This window comes from Streptomyces sp. RGM 3693, assembly GCF_050471125.1.
Lineage (GTDB): Bacteria > Actinomycetota > Actinomycetes > Streptomycetales > Streptomycetaceae > Streptomyces.
In genome coordinates this window covers 1,008,004-1,028,221 of the sequence record NZ_JBMPPQ010000001.1, presented here as the reverse complement: position 1 = coordinate 1,028,221, position 20,218 = coordinate 1,008,004, and the positions used below count along the sequence as shown (strand labels likewise).

Sequence of the window (20,218 nt, the reverse complement as noted above, 5' to 3'; positions counted from 1 at the left end):
CGCTTACCCCATAGCGGCGGAGTGTCCGCACTGCCTCCATTCCGTCATCGGACGTCGCGACCGAGGACGACCAGGATGCAGGGGCCGCGATGAATCAACGTACGCCCCACACACCCGGAACGGTGTGAGGGGCGGCTCGCCCGTTCCACGGCTCCTCGGACAGGCCAGCGCCTTGTGGCTGTTTCGGCTAACTCCCATCTGGCCAACCTGCCTTCAGTTATTCCACTGCCGGTCCGCTCAACGGCTGTGGCTGTTCCACGGCGTACTCTGCCCAGACGGTTTTACCCGGACCGCCAGAACGCGGAACGACCCCCCAACTGTCCGCAAGGTACGCAACGATCAGCAGCCCGCGCCCGTTCTCCGCGAGCACACCACCAGGATCCGCGGCCGCATCATCCCCTTCGGGCTTGATCACCGCCGTAGGTGCCATAGGCAGCCTCTCGCCTCGCGTATCGGACACCTCCACACGGATGCGCCGGGCGCCCGCTTCCCCCACCGCCGCGAAGAGCCCCAGCCGGAGCGCGAAGTCCCGCCCGGGAACGTGCCCGTGCCGTGCCGCATTGGCGGTGAGTTCTCCGACGACCGCCGTAACGGACTCGTTGACCTCGGTGTCGTACGGATACCCCCACTCGTCGAGACGGATCGACGCCAGCCGGCGGGCCAGCCGGGCACCGCGCCGCGTGGAGGTGAAACGCATCGCGAACTCACCGATTCCGGCGTGGGTTTCGCTGTTTCGGGAAGATGCCACGGAAGAGCGGACTGTGCTGTTCATGGGCCCAACCCTCGCGCCGCCGACATATCTTTGACGAGGAGTGATGCGCTGACCACGGTGCGTTGTACGCACCCGGAGCGCGCGGGTACGCGGCGAAGCCGGAAACCGGGAGGGCAGCGAACATGGACGACGGCGACCAGAGGCCGGAAGACGACGAGCAGTCGGAGTACGAGCCCGAGTCGAGCATCCTGAAGGTGTTCGGACGTCAGCTCAAGCGCCTACGGGAATGGGCGGGCATGGAACGCACCGAGTTGGGCGCACGGACGGGCTACTCCCCCTCCACCATCGCCTCCTACGAACAGGGACGGCGCATCCCACCACCCGACTTCATCGACCAGGCGGACGGAGTCCTGGGGGCACACGGCGTCCTCATCGAGATGAAGGAGGAGGTGGCAAGGGCCCGCTATCCGGCATTCTTCCGGGACGCGGCCCGGTTGGAGACCAAGGCGGTCGGGCTCCATGTTTACGCGACCCAGGCGGTACCCGGACTGTTACAGACAGAGGAATACGCGAACGCGGTCTTCACCATGTGGCGTCCCCTGCTGGACGAAGAGACCATCCGACAGCGAACTGCGGCACGGCTCGACCGTCAGAAGATCTTTGCCCGGAGCCCGCTGCCCACGATCAGCTTCGTTATCGAGGAGGCATCGCTGCGGCGCCCTTTGGGTGGCAAGGCAGTCATGCGGGGCCAGTTGGAACAGATCCTGCTGCACGGCCAGCGCCGCAACGTCGAGATCCAAGTGTTGCCGACCGAGCGGGAGGAGCACGCGGGGCTGGGCGGAGCCTTTACCTTGCTCGAAACGCACGAAGGGCGGAGGATCGCCTACGTGGAGGCGTACAGGGACAGCCGCCTGCACGCAGAGCGGAAAGTGGTCCGGGAGATCGAGGAACAGTACGGGATCCTCAGGGCACAAGCGCTCACGCCGCGCGAATCGCTAGCCTTTGTCGAGAAGTTGCTGGGAGAAGCATGACCATCAAAGAGACTGCGCAGGCCGTGCCCGAGTTGGCCTGGTTCAAGAGCAGCTACAGCAGCGGTGCGGGCGGCGAATGCGTCGAGGTCGCAACTGACCTAGCCTCTGTGCACATTCGCGACTCGAAGGACGCCACCCGGCTCGCGCTGACAACATCCCCCAGCGCCTGGTCCGCATTCGTCGGCTTCGCCAGAGCGCACGCATCCTGACGTCACAGCGGCGCTTCAGTCCCCCGAAGCACGAGGGACGAAGTACCGCAAACAACATGGGGGTCCGCAACCCGAAGGCTGCGGCCCCCCATACATTTCCACTCTTGCGCTGCATCAGAGCCCTACTGGTCAGGCGCAAGGCGGCACTCGCCGGCAGACCCTTCTCCGACCCCAACGAAATCGACCAGGCAACCCAAACCGCGACTCTCCAACCAACGGCCGTTGTCATGCCGCGGGTTGGGCAGTCAGCCTCCGCAACTCGCCGACGTCGACGCCGTTATACGTACACCCTTTCGGGGGGCGTAGCATGATCTCTCCTTTGAACACCCAGCACGAGACAACGGGGATCATGTTGAAGACTCATGCACGCGGCGTTCGCCGCGTCACGCTCGCTGTGACCTGCGTGGCCGCGATCACTTCCTTGGCGGCCTGCGGCCCCGACAACGCTGGCAAGGCGGCCGGCAACGCGTCTGGCCCGGCGAGCAGTTCCGCACCCGGTGCCTCAACCGGCAGCCAGGCCAAGCCGAACGGCATCGAGAAGCAGTCCGGCAAAGAGATCTACCTCAAGGCAACGCAGGCGAACGCCGACGCCAAGTCCTTCCGGGAGCAGGCGACCAGCTCCAAGCAGAAGACCGACCTCAAGCTCTCCGCCACCGAGTGCGTCGGCACGGTCAACAAGTTGCAGCAGGGCTCGTTCGAGATCATCCGCAAGGACAACGACATCTGGGTCAAGGCGGACGCTCAGTTTTCCGCGGGGGCGAAAGCGCACGGCGGCGCGATCCCGTCCGACAAGTGGCTGCACGGCACGCCCAGCAACCTGCTCATGAAAGCCCTGGGCACCTACTGCCACCAAGAGCAGTTCACCAAGCCCAGCAAGGGGCCCGGTGACCTCACCCTGGGCAAGAGCACCACCGTGAACGGGGTGTCGGTCGTCCCGGCGAGCATGAAAGTCGGAGACAAGGGCGTTACCTACTACGTCGCGAACACCGGCACGCCAAACCTCATCAAGCGCGAAGTCACGGGGCGGGACGACCTGCCGACCATCAGCTACTCCGACTTCGGAAAGCCTGTCGGCGCCAGCGCCCCGACGGGCGAGATCGTCGAGGCTCCCAGCCACTGAATCCAACGTGCCGCATGCCGTTGGCCGTCGACGCGGCACAGGACAACACACTGTGACAGCAGCGAGGTTGTGCCTGTGTTCGCCTGAAACGAACAGTCCGGCCTGACGTGCACGAGCACGGGCTCGTCACCACCTCAAGGTTCCTGGTGGCGGCCTACGGCTCAAACGCATTGGGGTCCGCAGCCCGAAGGCCGCGGACCCCAATCAATTTCCGCTACTTTGTGGCTCGCTCGCCCTACGGCAGAGCCTTACCTGCCGGGCGGTGGCGGGTACGAACCAGGCGCGCCGGGCTGCTGGGGCGGGGTCTGCGGGTAGGGCGCATAGCCACCCGGACCACCGAAGGCACCGGGACCGCCAGGCGGCGGACCGTTACGCCGGCCCTTCCGCCGCACCAGCATCACAATGACGACGATGACAACGACGACGACAACTCCGGCCCCGACCAGCATCGCGATGAAGAGCGGGCTCCAACCCTGCTTGTTCACGGGCTGCGTCGCGGTGTCGCTTCCGTTGCTTCCCGTGGAGGCTGCCTGGCCTCCTGTACCTGCGGAAGACGCCTGGTCCTTGGGCATCTTCAGCGGCCCGTTCTTCAGACCTGCGGGGATGTCACTAGAGAGCGCCCTGAGTGGCCTGATGTAGCCATAGCCGTACTTCTGATCGGGGAGAGAGATCCCCTTGGCGGAAGGGGGCAGGCCAGCGGTCTTTGCCAGGCGGTTGACGATCTGGCCAGCGGTCAGGTTGGGGAACTTCTCCCGGAGAAGGGCTGCAGCGCCCGACACGAAGGCGGCTGAATCCGACGTACCAGTGCCCTTCTGGTACTGCGAGGTACCGCTATCTCCAGCAGAGACAATGCCGACGGCAGGTGCCGTCAGCAATACCTGGGGACCATAGTTTGAATTCGCCCAGATATTACCCGATTCCTCAACTCCGCCAACCGTCAAAACGCCTGGGTAGATGCCGGGATATCCGATATCTTCGGCGCCCTTACCATGGTTTCCGGAAGCCACCACAATCAGCACGTTGTGCTTGAAGGCGTAGGCGACGGCCTCTTCTTCCGCTGGCGATCCAGCATTGGTGGCCTGCGAGATGTTGATGACCGAGGCACCCTTGTCGACCGCATAACGAATGGATGCGGCAAAGCCATCTGCGTTTAGCCCCTTGTCCCGCAATGGCAAGATCTTGGCGTCCGGCGCCAGCCCCTTGGCCCCCGATTCGCCTCCTGGCCCGTGCCCATGGGCGGCAATATCTGAGGCCATCGACGTACCATGCGTGTCGCCACCCCGCGGTTCCGCAGAGTTGCCTCCATCGATGAAATCCTTGCCTGGCAGTACGTTGCCCTTCAAGTCCGGGTGCTGGGACTGAACCCCGTCATCAATGACAGCGACGGTCACTCCCTTCCCTGTAGAAATCTTCCAGATCTCGTCGGCCTTGAAGGACCCCAGAAACCACTGCCCGTCTCTGACCTGGTCTGCCGATGCAACCGGCGCGGTGCCGAAGAGCAACGCTCCCGCCACAACCGCGCCGCCCACCGCACGCAGCGTCCGCGTGAAGCTCATGCTGTACACCTCTCTCAACAGGATGGGGCCCTCAGCTACGCATCGGGCCCCGTCTTGTTACTGCCGAATTGCCAACGACAGCTTCCTACTCAATGACCTTCGGAGCAATGTTCCGCTCCGGCGTCCAGGTCTCCTCGTCCTCCACCAGGTAGTCAGGGCGCTCGCCATTCTGGCCCTTGTTGTCCTTGCCCTTGGCACCGTGGGCGCCGGGCGCTCCCGCCATACCAGCAGGACGACGGCCTCCGGCACCAGCAGCACCGGCCTGCGCTCCACCGCGGCTACGGTGCAGGCCCGAGCCACCCTGCCCAGCGGCACCGGCCTTACCACTGCCGCCGCCGATGATGCCGCCCTTCTGACGGGCGAGCGGAGCACCGCGTCCGCCGCCAGCGCCCTTTGCGCCGCCGCCCTTGGCTCCCGCGGCACCGCCCATTCCGGGCATGCCGGGTCGCCCGGCGCCGCGACCAGCCGCACCAGCACCGCCTGTGCCAGCACCGGTACCGGAGCCCTTGATCCCTGCACCGGCGCCCTTACTGCCGCCGTTGCCACCGATCAAGCCACCAGCACCGCCGCCGATACCGCCGCCACCGCCCAGAGATCCGGTACCGGCGCCACCGCCGATACCGCCTCCGCCGTGCGCGCCACCACCGAGTCCGCCAGCGCCACCGCCGATGCCGGTACCACCGGCGCCACCGGTGCCACCACCGCTCGGAGGGTTGAAGCTCTCAAGCCCCGTGTTCACCTTGGGCCCGAGCGAACCAGTGCCGGGCGCAGGAGTCCCGACGCCGCCACTGATGCCAGGCGTGCGAGGGGTCTGGATTTGAGGTGCCCTGAGCCCTCCAGAGGAGCCACCAGGCCCCTGGCCCATACCTGAGATCGACGGGCGACCTACCTGGCGGGGTGCCGTTGATCCAGACGAGATCGGCATGGGGATGGGGGGCGGCGGGCCGCCATCGGGCGACCCGGGGTAGTCCTGGTGTTCGTGATTGGGGAGGCTGGCCTTCCACGTCCCCATAGCCTTGGCCTGCGACACATAGGCCGCCCCCAGCTGCTCCATCTTCACGGCCATGCGCAGCTGCTGCTCTTTACCCGCGGAAAGACTTCCGGAGTTGTTGTCCAAAGCTTGCTGCGTGGTCATGTTGGGGTTGGCCAGGTCACGCTTCAGGCCGGACTCGTCGCGGTCGCCGCCATCCTCGATGGCGTTGACGATGCTGTTGGCGGTACTCGGCTTCTCCATCGACTCGATGTCGGGCTTGAGCTGTTCGAGAACGGTCGCGGCGTTCGTCATCGCCTTGGAGGTGTAGTCGGCGTACGACGCACTGTCAGCGATCTTCTTGCTGATGACTTGCGCTTGGGCCTTGAACTTCTCCGCGGCGGCGCCGTGCCAGCTCTGAAGCACCTCGTTCACCGCCGCGTCAAAGGCGCCCTTGATGCCTCCGCCGCTGCCACCGATCAGCTGGTTGTGTACATCTGACCAGCCCCGCGCCACATTGTGAACCTCGGCCGGACTGGACGCCTTCACCATCTCCTTCATGGTGTCCATGTCCAGCTCGGCGAAGTTCGTCTCGTGCTTGGCGTTGACGCACATCGTCGCCGGAATGTACTCGTAGTCGGTGTAACCCGAGTCACCACTGCTCATGATCTGCTTCCCCCTTTACTGCTCTCCATGCTGACCTCAAGCTCTCCCATACCAGGTTCCGCGTCATCTAGGACATGTTCGCGGCGGTGTCGGCTTCCTGGTTCTGGTAGTTGCCGTGCACCTTCTTCGTCTTGGTGCCGAACTCGTTCGTGACGTCATGGAGATGTCCAACGATCGACTCGATGGCGTTCTTCATGTCCGTGTGGGCGTTGTGCAGCTTTTGCGCCTCGACGAAGTTGACGCCCGCAGAGCCGGTCCCCAGAGCATTCGGCGACAACGTCGTCTTGTACCGCGCGTCGGACTGAGCGCCCCCAAGGTCCTTCAGGATGCCGTTGAGCTTCCTCATGGTCTCTTCGAGGGCGCTCAGATCCACCCGATATTGATCAGCCATTCTTGGCCTCCCCGTGTGATGTCAATCCGGTCTTGCGGCGCCAGTCGCGCAGAGCGATCGAGGAGCCCACGACCACGCCGACGGCCAGAAGGCCGCCGCCGACAATGTAGATGGCGATGCGGCCGCGTCGCTCCTCGGTGGTTTCGCCGAGGGTGGCGACGGCCGGCAGGATGTTGGAGCCGTCGGCCGCGCTGGAGGGTTTGTCCGGCGTGGGTGCGGCGGTCGGTCGGGTGTTGTCGTTGAGCGCGGCGATCGGGTCGATGACACCCCAACCGACGTTGTCGTCACGGCCTCGACGGACGCGCTCGGCGGTCTGCTCAAGGTGCCAGATGATCTCGCGCGGTCCCCACTTGACCTTGTCGCCCTTGTGCTTGGCGACCAGGAGGGCGGCGGCTCCGGCGGCGTACGGGGCGGCGAAGCTGGTGCCCTGGTCGACACAGTTGCCGCCGAGCGGGACGGTGGAGACCATGTCGACGCCAGGGGCGGCGATGTTCACGAAGGCGCCGGGCTGGGAGAACGAGGCGCGCTCGTTGTTGCGGTCCGAGGCGGCGACGGCCAGCACGTTGTCGTAGTCGTCGCTGTACGCGGCCGGGTAGATGTTCTTCTCCTCGCCGCTGCCGCCGCTGTTGCCGGCCGCGGCGACGATCAGGACGCCCTTCTGCTGGGCGTTCTTCACGGCCTTCTCCAGCGGATCCAACTGGCCCCTGCTGGCGTTGGTGCCCTGCGAGATGTTGATGATGTCGACGTTGGCAGCGACCGCGTCGTTGATGGCCGTGGCGAGGCTGTCGGCGGTACCGGCCTTCTCGTCGCCGGTCTGCTGGAACGGGAGGGCCTTGGCTTGGGGGGCGAGGCCGTAGAAGCCGGACGTCGAGTTGGGCCGGGCCGCGATGATGCCGGCGACCTTGGTGCCGTGGCCGACCTTGTCCTGGGTGGGCTTGCCTCCGACGTAGGACTTGCCGGGGCCCTCGATGGCGTCCTGGAGCTGCTTGTTGCCCGCGTCGATGCCGGTGTCGATGACGGCGACCTTGATGCCCTCGCCCTTACCGCTCGCCCACATCTGGTTGGTGAGCAGGCGCTGGAGGGACCAGGGGGTCTCTTTGATGTCGTCGGCGCCGAACTTGCATTCACCGCTCTGCAAGGGCACGTTCTCGTCCGCGATCGCAGGCGCGGCGGTGACGGTCGACAGGCCGACGATGCAGGCCGCCGTGACCAGAGCGCCCGTCGCGCGGCGGCGGTGCACGGCTCGTTGACCAATAGCGCGAGATCCCACGGGTTGTCTGCTCTCCATGAGGAAGGTACGGAGCGGTACAGCGAGTACAGCAAGGTACGGAGTACGGCGGGGGCGGTTTTGGTGAAGGCGGGTGAGGAAGGAATGAGGAAGTGGTGAGGCAGCGGTGCGGATTTCGCCGGCGACCGCAACCGGACGGCAGAAGGGCGAGCGCACATGTGCAGCGCGCTCGCCCTCAATCACCACTGTGCGAGCCGTCGGGGGCTGCTCAGCCGTATGCCTTCCGTACCCGCGTGATGCGAGGTCGGCTACTGCCAGATGCTGGCGTTCTTGGACTCGGTGCTCTGGTAGTTCTGCGCCGCGGTGTCCAGCGCCTTGGCGATGGCCTCAAGCGTCTGCTGGAGGTGCTGGGCGCGCTGGTCCCACTCGCGCTGGCGGGCCTGGTAGCCCTCCTGCGCGGCACCTTCCCAGCTCGCGGCGATCTTCTTGACACCCGACTCGAGGTCGTCGAGCTGCGAGCGGATGTTGGTGGCGGTCGAACGTACGTCCTGACTCGCCTGGCTGATCGTCGAGAAATTGACGAGGATCTGGCCGCCCATGATGTCTCCTCAGGGGGTGATGATGTCTGCTGAATTCACATGCCGCGGTGGAGGGTCGGGACCGGAACTGGCCGGTCGACCGGACCGCGGCGGGTGGGCGATCGCGCCGGGTCAGCGGCGCGGCCCCATCATCCGAAGGGCGAAGCCTGGGCGGTGACGTGCGAGATCGACTGGGCCTGCTCCTCTTCGGAGGCGGTGTAGTTGCCCGTGGTCTGGTCGATCGCTTCCTTGATCTCGCTCAGCAGCTGGTTGATCCGGTTGGCGTCATCGTTCACCTGCGACTGCAGCTGGTGGTACGAGGAGGCCGCCTGGCCCTTCCACCCGGAGGTGATGGAGTCGACGACCGTCTGGAGACGCTGGATCTCACCACGGATCGCCTGGTTGACCGAGTCGATTTTGCCGCTGAACGCGACCATCTCCTCGTGAGTGGTTGTGAACTGACCAGCCATGGTCAAGGTCCCCCATGAGACTCGTACGGCGGCCGCGCGATGCCGGCGAGGGCTTGCGCGGATGGCATCTCTGCTGACGCCTCCTGCCACATTACCCACTCCACACGGGTGTTCCCAACAGGGGGGAGGGGTCTTGTGACGGGATCACAACATTGTCAACTGGGCGGCGGGAAACCGCGGTTCACCGGAACCCGACAGATACGACGCTATCGGGCGCGGTGCGCGGCCGGCACGGTGCGATGCCGCGCCACCCCTCAGGGGGCGGCGGCGCGGCATCGCACCGTGCGGGAAGTCCCGCCTCGGGGTCAGGACGCCTGCGGCTTGCGCGCGCTCGTGACGTCCAGCTGCGGCCCGGCGGAGAGCAGTTTGGACCACGCCTCCAGCATGAGCGGCGGGTGCGCCTCACCGTAGCCGAGGTGGACCTGCGCCTGGTCCTGCTCCTGCTTGTCGCTGCCGGCCTTGGTGGCGGAGTCGTTGTTCCGCGGGATCGAGTAGCGCAGGCCGGTGTCGGTGACCAGGAAGAGGCTGCCAGAGGTCGCCTTGGGGTTGGAGATCTGTTGGTACAGCAGGCCGCTGCCGGGGGTGACGTAGGTGGTGGCCCCCGGGGCGATCTTGGCCGGATAGTCCTTGCCGACCCAGGTGCCCATGTTCGGGACCCCGTTGGGGAAGCCGAGCTTGTCGACGCCCGGGTACTTGGTGGTGGTGCCCTTGTAGACGCTGCAAGAGACGCCGTCCTGGGTGGGCGAGCCCAGGCCGCTGGTCTGGGAGCCGTGCGCGAAGTCGTTGGCCGCGCTGACGGTGTCCTTGGGCCACGGGTTGTCCAGGTCCGTACCGGCGACCTTGCCGTAGAAGGTGTACGGGCGGTTGGTGGCGTCCAGCTTGAGATGGCGGATGCTGCCGGTGGAAACGCTCACCGGCTGCAACGCCTTGCCGTTGTTGCCGTTCAGCTTCGCGGCGTTGGGGCCCTGCTCCAGGAGGTTGGCGACGAAGTTGCTGACCTGCGCGACGCCGTCGAAGAGGACCACGTACTTCTGGCCGTTGCTGTCCTGGAGGATCGAGCCGACCTTCTGCGCCGCGGCCGGGAGGTCGGGGTCGGAGTGCGGGCTCCCCGCACCGGCCACGACCGGCATGCTGATCGCGTACGGGCTCTTGACCAGCGTGTTCATGAACTCGGCGGACACCTTCTGCGGTTCCGCCTGGGAGCCGAAGATGATCCGCCGCAGGGTCCGGTCTTCCTCGACGTCGGTGTGCTTGACGCCGCCCTGCGCCTCCCTCATCGCCTGGCTCGCATCGGCGATCATCTGGAACGCGAAGCCGTTGTTGTCGACCAGCCACTGCACCCCGTCGGGGTCCTCGACGTACAGGGCCTGGTGGAAGTCGAGCTTGCCCTTCTTGGTGTCGTCGAGGGCCTGCTTGTCCTTGCCGTCGAGGACGAAGACGGCCTGCTGGCTCTTGCTGTTCTCACCGCTGCCGGGCCGGTCGCACACCGCCCAGGTCTTCGCCTTGTCGACCTGGGACGCGGTGGGCAGGCGGTCCGGGGCGTACGGAATGCCGATGGCCGGGCCGTGGGGCAGCTTTCCGTCCAGCTCGGATTCCTTGACCTTCACGACCTTGTACTTCTTGGGGTCGAGAAGGAGTTTGGCCGAGGCCAGATTCAGGACGGGGTAGAGCAGTTTCTGCTTCGTACCGTTCGCGTCCTTGTTTTCCAAAACGACATAGCGCGTGGTGGATTCGTCCCCGACGAGGACATTTCCTCCCACGGTGTCCCATCCCTGCGGCGCGACCGGGCTGAAAACACCCAGGGCGCCGAACACCACGGTCGCCAGGACCCCCATCACCACGCTGGGCACCACCGCCTTCAGCGGCTTGGGCGCGCTTTCGATGGAGCCGTTCGGCAGCGGCTTCAGAAATGCCGCATTCGTACGCTTTCGAGCAAACGAATACGCATTCAGCTCGTCCCGACGTGATGCCATTGTTGCTTTCTCTCCCCGCCTGTCGGATCCACATCGACCGCCCCCGGCACTCACGCCGTAGCGCCCTCTACTATGCCGTGTATCGATCGAGCCGTACGGTACGGGTGCCACCTTCCAACGCACCAGTCTCAACGGCGGCCGATACGCCTAGAGCCACCACCAGTAGAGGAGCAGGCCGGGGGATGTCCAGCGCCACCAGGGCTCGACGCCGCAATGGGCGGCAACAGCAGCAACAGCCTTCCGCTGCACCGCAATACGCGGGAAATGAGGGCCAAAACGGTACAGCTCCGAGCGACAGAGGAACTGACGGTCGGGCCGCGGCCGGGCCGGTCTCGCCCCGGCTGCGCCAACAGGCCGGGACCATCGGCGGCGTCCGGGTACAACAGCTGGCCATCATCGAACTCGCCGCGGCGCTGGTCCTGGTGGGCCTGTCGATGCATCACCCGGTGGCGCTGACCGTGGCCGTGGTGGTGGCGGTCATCCTGGTCATCTTCGCGCTCGGCCGGCGCCGGAAGATCCCGCTGCCCGAGTGGATCATCACCGTGCGCGCGATGAACCGCCGCGGCAAGAACACCAGTGACAACCTCGCCGCCACCCAGGGCGTCGACCCCGCCTTCGCCCCGGTGGTGGAGTGCGACCCGGCGCTGCGCACCTACGAGTACACCGACGCCGAGCAGCGCACCGTCGGCTTCGTCGGCGACGGCACCTTCCTGACCGCGATCGTCCAGGTGGACGCGCGCGACGAACCGCTGCGACCGCAGCGCGGCAGCCACATGGTCCCGCTGGAGCTGCTGCACACCGCGCTGGACGTCGAGGACATCCACCTGGAGTCCGTGCAGTTCGTCCAGTACACCCAGCCCGCCCCGGCGCCGCACCTGCCCGAGCAGGCCGTCGCGGCCCGCTCCTACGCGCCGCTCCAGGCCCAGTCGCAGACCCCCGCGGTGCAGCTGACCTGGATCGCGCTGAAGCTGGACCCGGAGCTGTGCGCGGAGGCGATCGCGGCCCGCGGCGGCGGCATGGACGGCGCCCAGCGCTCCCTGCTGCGCGCCGCCGACCAGCTCGTCAGCCGCCTCACCGCACGCGGCGTGCGCGCCAAGGTCCTCGACGAGCGCGAGGTGGTGGCCGCGGTCGGCACCGCGGTGTGCGTCAGCCCGCGGGCCGCCAACGGCGCGATGAGCCGGGACGGTCGGGCCGCCCGCCGCACCCAGGAGACCACCCGGGCGATGCGCTGCGACGACCGCTGGCACACCACGTACTGGATCGGCCGCTGGCCCCAACTGGGCCGGGGCGGTGCCCCGTTGGCCGCCATCACCCAGCTGTTGACCAGCACCCGCGCGATGGCCAGCACCTTCGCGCTGACCGCGACGCACGGCGGCGGCCGACTGCCGGCCATCTCCGGCTACATCCGGTTGTCGACCCGTAGCGACAACGAACTCGACGCCGCGCAGAATGAGTTGGAGCGCCGTTCCGGCTCCGTCAAGGTCGGACTGGTCCGGCTCGACCGCGAGCAGCTGCCCGGCCTGCTGGCCACGCTTCCCCTCGGAGGTACCCGCTGATGGGCACTCCCACGTATCAGCCCCGTGTCAATGTCAGCAGCGACGGCTGGCGCACCCCGACGAACCAGGGCATCTCCGGCGGCCGGGTCTCGCACCTGCCGCGTCCGGACGAGGAGCAGTCCGGGCCGAAGGGGCCGAAGCCACGGCCCGGTTTCGGGCTGCGCGGCCCGCGGCGCAACCCGCACGTCCTGACGGCCGAAGCGCTCGCCGCGCTGACCCTGCCGGTCGGCGACGACGGCGTCATCATCGGCATCGACCCGCAGAACCAGCCGGCCGTGCTGAGCATGCTGCGCCCCGCGCCGATGGAGATCACGCTGGTCGGCAGCATGTGGATGGCGCAGGTGCTGGCGCTGCGGACGGTCGCCACCGGCGCCCGGGTCGCGGTGGAGACCGCCCGGCCGCCGGCCTGGGGTCAGATGGCACAGGCCGCCGGCGGCGGTCAGCAGTGCGTCTCGGTCTTCGACGTGCGCCAGATCGCGCCGCAGGGACCGTCGGTTTCCAGCCCCGTGTTGGTCGTCCGCGACATGGGTGCGCGCCCGCCGCGCAACCAGCTCGCACCGAGCCCCTGGCAGACCGTGTTGACGGTGCTGCCGTTCCTCGGGCCGCGCTCGCCGCAGATGCTCAGCCGGTCGGACCTGGTCGGCCTCCAGCGCCTGTCGCCCGAAGAGGCGGAGGTTGTGACGCGGATCATGCGCCTGCCGGAGAACGTCGGTGCGGTGCTGCCGACGCTGAGCGACAACGCCATGCTGTGGTGCCGGCGGGACGGCGCCCACCAGTTCGTCATGACCCAGCCCACCGAGCCGGAGACCAACCTGCTGGGCGGGCCGCGCCGCATGGACTGACCACTCCCACCGGCCGGTTGCCCGCGGGCGCCGGGCGCGCCTGCACGACCGGCCACCGGGCACGAGCTACGGGCGCATCCACGGGGTGCGCCCGTAGGCGTGCCGACCGGGCTTGAAGACGACATGGCATCGACTGCCGTTATGGGCCGACTGTTGATTAGGCTGTAGGGAGAGCCGCAGGAGCACCTCACGTCGGCAGTGCACGACGGCAGCCGATTACGGGGATGGAGACTTAGCAGTGGTGGCGCAACCCGGGGTGGCGTGCTCCGACTTCCGTTACATCCGATCGATCCGCCTGTATCCGGTCCTGCCGTTCAGGTGCGTTGCAGTAGACCAGGAGGCACAGTGAAAGACCAGGAGGCTTTCCGCCCGGACGGGAACGATCCTGAGGACGATCAGTCTGAGTTCGACCTAACCGGCGAGTTCAAGATCGATTTCGCGGCTCCGGCCTGGTACGGCAGCAACGACACCAGTGGCGGCGCGGCCTCCTCCGCGACCCCGCCCGCCGGTGCCCAGACCACGGATCCGCCGCCGCCGACCGGCCAGCCGCTGGCCGGGCCGGCCCAGGGCGGGCCCGTCCCCGGCGTTCCGCAGCAGGATGCACCCGGTTCGGCCGCGGCTCCCGGGTTCCCGACGCTGCGACCGCACGACGCGGGCGGCGACGCCCCGGTCACCGCACCTGACGGCCCATCGGCTCCGGTCGCCGGCAACGACGGCGCCAACGTCCGCGCCGGCAACGGCCCGGACCCCTCGGCCTCCCTCTGGGACGACGAGGACGACGCGGAGCCGGCAGCGGCGGACGCGGCGCCCGAGCCGCAGGCCGCACCCGCCGCCGCGGACGGCGCCGTAGCGCCCGAGGGACAGCCCGCGCCGGCTCCCGGGCCCGAGACCTCCGCCGCGGCCGCGGCAGCCGCCACAGCGGCCGCACAGCCCGTTGCGCAGCCCGTCCAGGGCCAGCCGCCGGCCCAGCAGCCGCCGCAGGGTGCGCCCGTCCAGGGGGTGCCGCAGCAGGGCGTCGCCCCACAGGGCATGCCGCCGCAGCAGGGGATGCCGCAGGGCACTCCGCAGCCGGGCGCCCCGTGGCCCGGTGCGGACGGTCAGCAGCAGGGGATGCCCGCGCAGGGCGCCCCGGCACAGGGCGGACTCCCGCCGCTGCCGCCGGAGTTCCAGCCCGCCGACCCGCGCATAGCACAGGCGCAGGCCGGCCAGCAGCCGCCGGCCGCTCCGCAACAGCCTCAGCCGCAGCCCCAAGCGCAGCCCCAGCCGCAGGCACCTCAGCAGGGCTACCCGCAACAGCAGCCCCAGCATCCGCAGCAGGGCGGCTACCCGCAACAGCAGCAGGGCGCCCCGGCACAGCAGCAGGGCGGCTACGGCTACCCGCAGCCGGCCTACGGCTACCCCCAGCAGGTGCAGCAGCAGGGTCAGCAGCCGCAGCAGCCGGCCCAGCAACAGCCCAACGCCCAGCCGCAGCAGCCCGCTTACGGCTATCCGCAGCAGGGCTACCCACAGCAGCAGGCCCAGCCCGGTTACCCGCAGCAGGCCCAGCAGCAAGCACCGCAACAGGCCCAGCAGGCCCAGCAGGCCCAGCAGCAGGCCCCACAGCAGCCCCAGCAGCCCCAGCCGGGCCAGCAGCCGCTCCCCGGCCAGCAATTCGGCGACCCCAACGCGGCGGCCAACTACGCCCAGTACTCCCAGCCGGGCCAGCAGCAGCCGCAGCGCGCCACCCCCGGCGCACCGCTCGGCTACAGCGCCGCGGTCGAGCTGACCTCCGACCGACTGCTGCGCAACCAGCCCAAGAAGCGCAAGCCGGGCGCCAACGCCCAGCCGTCCAAGTTCAAGTTGGGCGCGAAGAAGGAGCTGGAGGAGCGCCAGCGCAAGCTGGAGCTGATCCGTACGCCGGTGCTGTCCTGCTACCGGATCGCGGTGATCAGCCTCAAGGGCGGCGTCGGCAAGACCACGACGACCACCGCGCTGGGCGCCACCCTGGCCTCCGAGCGGCAGGACAAGATCCTGGCGATCGACGCCAACCCGGACGCCGGCACGCTCGGCCGCCGGGTGCGCCGCGAAACCGGGGCGACCATCCGTGACCTGGTGCAGGCGATCCCGCACCTGCACAGCTACATGGACATCCGCCGGTTCACCTCGCAGGCCCCCTCGGGCCTGGAGATCCTCGCCAACGACGTCGACCCGGCCGTCTCGACGACCTTCAACGACGAGGACTACCGGCGGGCGATCGACATCCTCGGCAAGCAGTACCCGGTCATCCTCACCGACTCGGGCACCGGTCTGCTCTACAGCGCGATGCGCGGAGTCCTCGACCTCGCCGACCAGTTGATCATCATCTCCACCCCGTCGGTGGACGGTGCGAGCAGCGCCAGCACCACCTTGGACTGGCTCTCCGCGCACGGCTACGCCGACCTGGTGCAGCGCGGCATCACGGTCATCTCCGGGGTCCGCGAGACCGGCAAGATGATCAAGATCGAGGACATCGTGTCGCACTTCGAGACCCGCTGCCGCGGTGTCGTTGTGGTGCCGTTCGACGAACACCTCGCCGCCGGTGCCGAGGTCGACCTCGACATGATGCGGCCGAAGACCCGCGAGGCGTACTTCCACCTCTCCGCCCTGGTCGCCGAGGACTTCGCGCGCCAGCAGCAGGCCCAGGGGATGTACGCGCAGGCACAGATGGGTCAGCAGCAGATGGGCGGCGACCCGTACGCCCAGCAGCAGTACGCCCAGCAGCAGCCCCAGCAGCAGGTCCCGCAGCAGCAGGCCCAGCCGCCGGCCGGCTATCCGCCGCAGCAGGGTGGCTGGTCCCAGCAGCCCGCCGCCCAGCCGCCGGCCGGCTGGCAGCAACAGCCGGCTCCGGACGCGCCGTTGCCGGAGCAGGGTGGCTGGACCCAGCAGCCGCCGCCGCAGTGAGCGGGGCATGAGCAAAGGGGCGGGGCCCGGCAGTCAGCTGCCGGGCCCCGCCCCTTCGTGCGCCATGTGCCGGCGCGGGATGCGTTATGCGTTATGCGTTATGCCAGATCGGAATCGGCGATCAGCCCGCGGGCCTGCTTCACGTCGACCGCCATCCGCTCCAGCAGCGCGTCCAGCGTGGCGAACTTCTCCTGGCCGCGGATGTAGGCGAAGAAGTCCACCGCGACGTGCAGCCCGTACAGGTCGAGCCCGACCCGGTCGATGGCGTACGCCTCCACCGTCCGTACCTTGCCGTCGAACTGCGGGTTGGTGCCGACCGAGATCGCCGCCGGCATCGGCTCGCCCTCGACGTGCAGCAGCCCCGCGTAGACCCCGTCGGCCGGGATCGCGGTGTGCGGCAGGGTCTCCACATTGGCGGTGGGGAAGCCCAGTTCGCGGCCGCGCTGCGCCCCGCGGACGACCACGCCCTCGACCCGGTGCGGCCGCCCCAGGACCTCCCGGGCGCCCGCCACGTCGCCCTCGGCGACCAGCCGGCGGACGAGCGTGGACGAGAACGGCTCGCCGCCGCCCGCGGTGCCCCGCTCGAAGAGGTCGATGACCTCCACCGTGTAGTCATAGGTCCGACCCAGCTCGGCGAGGCTCTCGACGGTGCCCTTGGCCTTGTGGCCGAAGCGGAAGTTCGGGCCCTCCACGACGACCTGCGCGTGCAACTTGTCGACCAGCACCTTCACCACGAAGTCGGCGGGCGCCAGCTGGGAGAACTCCTTGGTGAACGGGAGAACCAGCACGGCGTCCACCCCCAGCTCGGCCATCAGCTCGGCCCGGCGGTGGTGCGGGGCCAGCAGCGGCGGATGGGTGCCGGGGCGGACCACCTCGCTCGGGTGCGGGTCGAAGGTGACGACCACGGCCGGAATCCCCAGCTCACGGGCGCGGGCCACCGCCCGACCGATGATCAATTGGTGGCCGCGGTGCACTCCGTCATACGAGCCGATGGTGACGACGCTGCGCCCCCAACCCTCGGGGATGTCCTCCAAGCCACGCCAGCGCTGCACTCTGCCCGCTCCTCGCCCGAACTCTTGTCCGTCCACTGCGCCATTTCGGCATGACGCAGGTCTAAGACTGCCATGCCGCGAGCGCGGCTTCGCGCGAAGGGTCGCCTGGCCGCTGTTGCATCGGCCACCCTGCGGGGTCGTCCGGCCACCGGCCGGTCGCCGCCCCGGCACCCGGCGGGTCCGGCACCGGCGGCCGGCCCCACCGCCAGGGGCCGCTCCCCCGGCGCGCCACGGCCCGCCGCAGCGCCGCCGGCTCGTCCTCGGCCAGTGCGTCCAGCAGCTCCGCCGCCCGGGGGTGCCCGGCGCCGGCCAGCGTCTCGACGAGGGCGTCCAGCGCCCGGGTGCGGTGGGTGTGCAGCAGGGCCTGCGCGGCGTCCGCGACGGTGATCACACGGGGCGCGGTGGGTGCCGTCAGAAGTGGGCGGGTGTCGTCGAACCAGCCGCACAGCAGCGGCTGGATCCGCTCGGGGTCGGCCTTGAGCAGCTCCGCCACGAGGTCGAGGAACCGCCCTGGGCGGAGATCCGCGGCGCCGGGGCGGAACGCTTCTGCGCCCCCTTCGTACGGCCCTCCGGGACCGTCGGCCCACGGTCGGGCGTCCACCCACCCGTCGTCCGCGCCGCCCCCCGCACCGTGGTCGGCGGCGTGGACCCGGACCCGCGGCGGTGGGGCGAAGGCCCGTGGCGGTCGCCCGCCCGGTGCGGTCGCCCGTGGCCCGTCGGCCGGCAGCAGACGGCGCAGCAGCTCCAGCCGGTCCGTCGCCGCCAGCGCCAGGCACCGCCAGAACACCGGTCCGAACGCCGCCAACCCGGCGTGCGCGAAGCCGCCGGCCGCGACCGACCGCTCGATGATCTGCTCGGCGAGCAGCCGCAGCACGCCCAGATACGGCGTCGCGTCCGGCACCCCCAGCAGGACCCCGCTCAGCCGGCCGGCCGCCGCACCGCCGGAGCCCGTTCCGGGAGCCGTCGCGGCGCACACCAACTCCCGCCATTCCGCCGGCAGTTGCTCGCTCCCATCGGCCCCGCCGACCGCACCAACCACACTGCGCGCACCGCCACCGGGACTTCCGTACGCACTCCGGTACGCGCCCCCGCACACGCCCCCGTCGACCGCCCCGAACGCATCCCCGCACGCCTCCCTGTCGACGTCCAGCACCACCATCCGCGAACCTCCCCGCCCGTTACCGTCCGTGCTCATCGGCGACGACGGTAGACAGACAGTGATCTTCGCGACAGGGTGCACGGCGAACGCGCCCCCGTCCACGCCGTGATTCACTCCGAGCGCCTCCTCGGAGGGGTGAATCACCGCAGCGCACGGGACAGAGACTCAGCGAGGGGGATGGTGGAGCGCGGGCCGAACGCTCCGCGCCCGTCCGCACGGCCCGCGTTCCACCACCTCCCCCTCCGCCCGCCGACGCCGGCCCGGCCGTCCACACCGGGCCGGGAGTTCACCGACCGGACCTAGGGCGGCCTGGTACTTGCAGTACTAGGGCCGATCCGGTGGATCAGGGTCGGACAGGCCCTAGGCGAAGACCGCCAGGCTCTTGGCCCGCCCGCCCTGGTTCTCCACCAGCGCCAGGAACGTCCCGTCCGGCCCGAAGGCCGCCACCGGGCCGTCGCCCTCGAAGAGCGGCATCGGAACCCGCGCGCCGTTGAGCAGCAGCCGGGACTGCGCCTCGGGAACGTCCCAGCGGGTGAACGCGGCGGACGCGGCGTCCCCGAGCGGCATGACCGGCAGGCCACCGCCCTCGGGGTCGTCCACCGCCGCCTGGAGCTGCTCCAGCGTCCGCGCCTGGTCGAGCTTGTACGGACCGACACGGGTGCGGCGCAGTGCCGTCAGATGGCCACCGACCCCGAGCCCGGCGCCCAGGTCACGGGCGAGGGCACGGATGTAGGTACCGGAGGAGCAGACCACGGAGACCAGCACGTCGGTCACCGGGGTGCCGTCCTCGGCCTCGGCCTCGTGCGCGGAGTGCACCACGAACGAGGAGATGGTCACCGGCCGGGCCGGGATCTCCACGTCCTCGCCGTCCCGGACCCGCTTGTAGGAACGCTTACCGTCGATCTTGATCGCGCTGACCTTGGACGGGATCTGCATGATCGCGCCGGAAAGCTCGGCGACCCCGGCGTCGATGTCCTCGCGCGTGATGCCGTGCGCCGCCTTGGACACCAGGAGCTCGCCCTCGGCGTCATCGGTGACGGTGGTCTGCCCGAGCCGCACCGTGCCGACGTACTCCTTCTCCGTCAGCGCGAGGTGGCCCAGCAGCTTGGTGGCCCGCTCCAGTCCCAGGACCAGGACACCGGTCGCCATCGGGTCGAGGGTGCCGGCGTGCCCGACCCGGCGGGTACGGGCCATCCCGCGCATCTTCGCCACGACGTCGTGCGAAGTGAAACCGGACGGCTTGTCGACGATGACCAGGCCGCCCGGCTTGTTGCTCTGCCGCTTCATTCTGTCGCTGCGTCCTCGTCGTCCTCGTCGGCACCCGGCTTGCGGTACGGGTCCGCTTCACCGGCGTACTTGGCGCCCGAAGAGACCTCGCGCACCTTGGCGTCCGAGGCCCGGGCCCGGTCGAGCAGGTCATCGATCATCTGGGCGTTCTCCGGCAGCGCGTCCGCGACGAACGTCAGCGTCGGCGTGAACTTGGTGCCGGCCGCCGCACCGACCGCGGACCGGAGCACGCCCTTGGCGCTCTCCAGCCCGGCGGCGGCGCTGGCCCGGTCCTCGTCGTCTCCGTAGACCGTGTAGAAGACCGTCGCCTCCCGTAGGTCGCCGGTGACCCGGGTGTCGGTGATGGTCACGTGCGTGCCGAGCCGCGGGTCCTTGACGCCGCGCTGCAACTTCTGGGCGACCACCTCCCGGATGAGGTCCGCCAGCTTCTTCGCCCGCGCATTGTCGGCCACTGGTCCGTCTCCTTCTTGTCTTTCACAATTGTGCTTCCACCGGCGAC

General features: G+C 69.0%; 18 protein-coding genes. 6 read left to right on the top strand and 12 right to left on the bottom strand.

All coding sequences use genetic code 11. The features are described 5' to 3' along the window. Positions 1-217: 217 nt before the first annotated feature. The gene (locus ACO0M4_RS04380) at positions 218-772 is read right to left on the bottom strand and encodes an ATP-binding protein (protein ID WP_430368273.1); all 555 of its coding nucleotides are present in this window, start codon (positions 770-772) and stop codon (positions 218-220) included. A 122-nt stretch (positions 773-894) separates the two neighbouring features. On the opposite strand from ACO0M4_RS04380, the gene ACO0M4_RS04375 reads away from it, so the two are divergent. The 3 genes from ACO0M4_RS04375 to ACO0M4_RS04365 all read left to right on the top strand — a co-directional run bounded on the left by ACO0M4_RS04375 (position 895) and on the right by ACO0M4_RS04365 (position 3,072). Further along, on the top strand, positions 895-1,743 hold the full coding sequence (locus ACO0M4_RS04375) for a helix-turn-helix domain-containing protein (RefSeq protein ID WP_430368272.1): 849 nt from the start codon (positions 895-897) through the stop codon (positions 1,741-1,743). Then, on the top strand, positions 1,740-1,952 hold the full coding sequence (locus ACO0M4_RS04370) for a DUF397 domain-containing protein (RefSeq protein ID WP_430368271.1): 213 nt from the start codon (positions 1,740-1,742) through the stop codon (positions 1,950-1,952). The genes ACO0M4_RS04375 and ACO0M4_RS04370 overlap by 4 nt, the downstream gene beginning before the upstream one ends. A gap of 319 nt (positions 1,953-2,271) precedes the next feature. After that, positions 2,272-3,072, top strand: coding sequence for a hypothetical protein (locus ACO0M4_RS04365; protein WP_430368270.1), 801 nt, complete (start codon positions 2,272-2,274; stop codon positions 3,070-3,072). 248 nt (positions 3,073-3,320) lie between these two features. Here ACO0M4_RS04365 and mycP (ACO0M4_RS04360) read toward each other — a convergent pair whose 3' ends face one another. The 7 genes from mycP (ACO0M4_RS04360) to ACO0M4_RS04330 all read right to left on the bottom strand — a co-directional run bounded on the left by mycP (ACO0M4_RS04360) (position 3,321) and on the right by ACO0M4_RS04330 (position 10,904). Continuing rightward, a complete protein-coding gene (gene mycP, locus ACO0M4_RS04360) occupies positions 3,321-4,628 on the bottom strand; it encodes a type VII secretion-associated serine protease mycosin (protein WP_430368269.1) in 1,308 nt (435 codons plus the stop codon). An 85-nt stretch (positions 4,629-4,713) separates the two neighbouring features. Then, positions 4,714-6,264, bottom strand: a complete 1,551-nt coding sequence (locus ACO0M4_RS04355; RefSeq protein ID WP_430368268.1) for a hypothetical protein — start codon at positions 6,262-6,264, stop codon at positions 4,714-4,716. Positions 6,265-6,331: 67 nt separating this feature from the next. Beyond that, positions 6,332-6,655: a hypothetical protein gene (locus ACO0M4_RS04350; RefSeq protein WP_430368267.1), complete on the bottom strand. Its 324-nt coding sequence runs from the start codon at positions 6,653-6,655 to the stop codon at positions 6,332-6,334. Beyond that, on the bottom strand, positions 6,648-7,925 hold the full coding sequence (gene mycP / locus ACO0M4_RS04345) for a type VII secretion-associated serine protease mycosin (RefSeq protein ID WP_430368266.1): 1,278 nt from the start codon (positions 7,923-7,925) through the stop codon (positions 6,648-6,650). Before mycP (ACO0M4_RS04345) ends, ACO0M4_RS04350 begins: the two co-directional genes overlap by 8 nt. A gap of 266 nt (positions 7,926-8,191) precedes the next feature. Further along, entirely contained in the window at positions 8,192-8,482 is a 291-nt protein-coding gene (locus ACO0M4_RS04340) for a WXG100 family type VII secretion target (protein WP_430368265.1), read from the bottom strand. Positions 8,483-8,610: 128 nt separating this feature from the next. Then, positions 8,611-8,931 carry a WXG100 family type VII secretion target gene (locus tag ACO0M4_RS04335; RefSeq protein WP_430368264.1) on the bottom strand — a complete coding sequence of 107 codons (321 nt, stop codon included), beginning with the start codon at positions 8,929-8,931 and terminating at the stop codon, positions 8,611-8,613. A 305-nt stretch (positions 8,932-9,236) separates the two neighbouring features. Continuing rightward, positions 9,237-10,904, bottom strand: coding sequence for a type VII secretion protein EccB (locus ACO0M4_RS04330; RefSeq protein WP_430368263.1), 1,668 nt, complete (start codon positions 10,902-10,904; stop codon positions 9,237-9,239). Positions 10,905-11,086: 182 nt separating this feature from the next. On the opposite strand from ACO0M4_RS04330, the gene eccE reads away from it, so the two are divergent. From eccE to ACO0M4_RS04315, 3 genes are all read left to right on the top strand, one after another. Then, positions 11,087-12,460, top strand: coding sequence for a type VII secretion protein EccE (gene eccE / locus ACO0M4_RS04325; RefSeq protein ID WP_430368262.1), 1,374 nt, complete (start codon positions 11,087-11,089; stop codon positions 12,458-12,460). Continuing rightward, positions 12,460-13,302 carry a hypothetical protein gene (locus ACO0M4_RS04320; RefSeq protein WP_430368261.1) on the top strand — a complete coding sequence of 281 codons (843 nt, stop codon included), beginning with the start codon at positions 12,460-12,462 and terminating at the stop codon, positions 13,300-13,302. Before eccE ends, ACO0M4_RS04320 begins: the two co-directional genes overlap by 1 nt. A 345-nt stretch (positions 13,303-13,647) precedes the next feature. Then, positions 13,648-16,221 carry an SCO5717 family growth-regulating ATPase gene (locus ACO0M4_RS04315; protein ID WP_430368260.1) on the top strand — a complete coding sequence of 858 codons (2,574 nt, stop codon included), beginning with the start codon at positions 13,648-13,650 and terminating at the stop codon, positions 16,219-16,221. Between the two features lie 98 nt (positions 16,222-16,319). Here the strand turns inward: ACO0M4_RS04315 and ACO0M4_RS04310 are convergent, their stop codons facing one another. The 4 genes from ACO0M4_RS04310 to rbfA all read right to left on the bottom strand — a co-directional run bounded on the left by ACO0M4_RS04310 (position 16,320) and on the right by rbfA (position 20,171). After that, positions 16,320-17,273, bottom strand: coding sequence for a bifunctional riboflavin kinase/FAD synthetase (locus ACO0M4_RS04310; protein ID WP_430368259.1), 954 nt, complete (start codon positions 17,271-17,273; stop codon positions 16,320-16,322). 61 nt (positions 17,274-17,334) lie between these two features. Then, positions 17,335-18,468 carry a hypothetical protein gene (locus ACO0M4_RS04305; protein ID WP_430368258.1) on the bottom strand — a complete coding sequence of 378 codons (1,134 nt, stop codon included), beginning with the start codon at positions 18,466-18,468 and terminating at the stop codon, positions 17,335-17,337. A gap of 324 nt (positions 18,469-18,792) precedes the next feature. Then, a complete protein-coding gene (gene truB / locus ACO0M4_RS04300) occupies positions 18,793-19,719 on the bottom strand; it encodes a tRNA pseudouridine(55) synthase TruB (protein ID WP_430368257.1) in 927 nt (308 codons plus the stop codon). Further along, positions 19,716-20,171, bottom strand: coding sequence for a 30S ribosome-binding factor RbfA (gene rbfA, locus ACO0M4_RS04295; protein ID WP_430368256.1), 456 nt, complete (start codon positions 20,169-20,171; stop codon positions 19,716-19,718). Before rbfA ends, truB begins: the two co-directional genes overlap by 4 nt. Between the last annotated feature and the right edge of the window lie 47 nt (positions 20,172-20,218).

Excerpts from the sequence above, each read along its gene's own strand:
- ACO0M4_RS04380 (WP_430368273.1), bottom strand. The coding sequence starts at position 772 with ATGAACAGCACAGTCCGCTCTTCCGTGGCATCTTCCCGAAACAGCGAA.
- ACO0M4_RS04375 (WP_430368272.1), top strand. The coding sequence starts at position 895 with ATGGACGACGGCGACCAGAGGCCGGAAGACGACGAGCAGTCGGAGTAC.
- ACO0M4_RS04370 (WP_430368271.1), top strand. The coding sequence starts at position 1,740 with ATGACCATCAAAGAGACTGCGCAGGCCGTGCCCGAGTTGGCCTGGTTC.
- mycP (WP_430368269.1), bottom strand. The coding sequence starts at position 4,628 with ATGAGCTTCACGCGGACGCTGCGTGCGGTGGGCGGCGCGGTTGTGGCG.
- ACO0M4_RS04355 (WP_430368268.1), bottom strand. The coding sequence starts at position 6,264 with ATGAGCAGTGGTGACTCGGGTTACACCGACTACGAGTACATTCCGGCG.
- ACO0M4_RS04350 (WP_430368267.1), bottom strand. The coding sequence starts at position 6,655 with ATGGCTGATCAATATCGGGTGGATCTGAGCGCCCTCGAAGAGACCATG.
- ACO0M4_RS04340 (WP_430368265.1), bottom strand. The coding sequence starts at position 8,482 with ATGGGCGGCCAGATCCTCGTCAATTTCTCGACGATCAGCCAGGCGAGT.
- ACO0M4_RS04335 (WP_430368264.1), bottom strand. The coding sequence starts at position 8,931 with ATGGCTGGTCAGTTCACAACCACTCACGAGGAGATGGTCGCGTTCAGC.
- ACO0M4_RS04330 (WP_430368263.1), bottom strand. The coding sequence starts at position 10,904 with ATGGCATCACGTCGGGACGAGCTGAATGCGTATTCGTTTGCTCGAAAG.
- eccE (WP_430368262.1), top strand. The coding sequence starts at position 11,087 with ATGTCCAGCGCCACCAGGGCTCGACGCCGCAATGGGCGGCAACAGCAG.
- ACO0M4_RS04320 (WP_430368261.1), top strand. The coding sequence starts at position 12,460 with ATGGGCACTCCCACGTATCAGCCCCGTGTCAATGTCAGCAGCGACGGC.
- ACO0M4_RS04305 (WP_430368258.1), bottom strand. The coding sequence starts at position 18,468 with ATGAGCACGGACGGTAACGGGCGGGGAGGTTCGCGGATGGTGGTGCTG.
- truB (WP_430368257.1), bottom strand. The coding sequence starts at position 19,719 with ATGAAGCGGCAGAGCAACAAGCCGGGCGGCCTGGTCATCGTCGACAAG.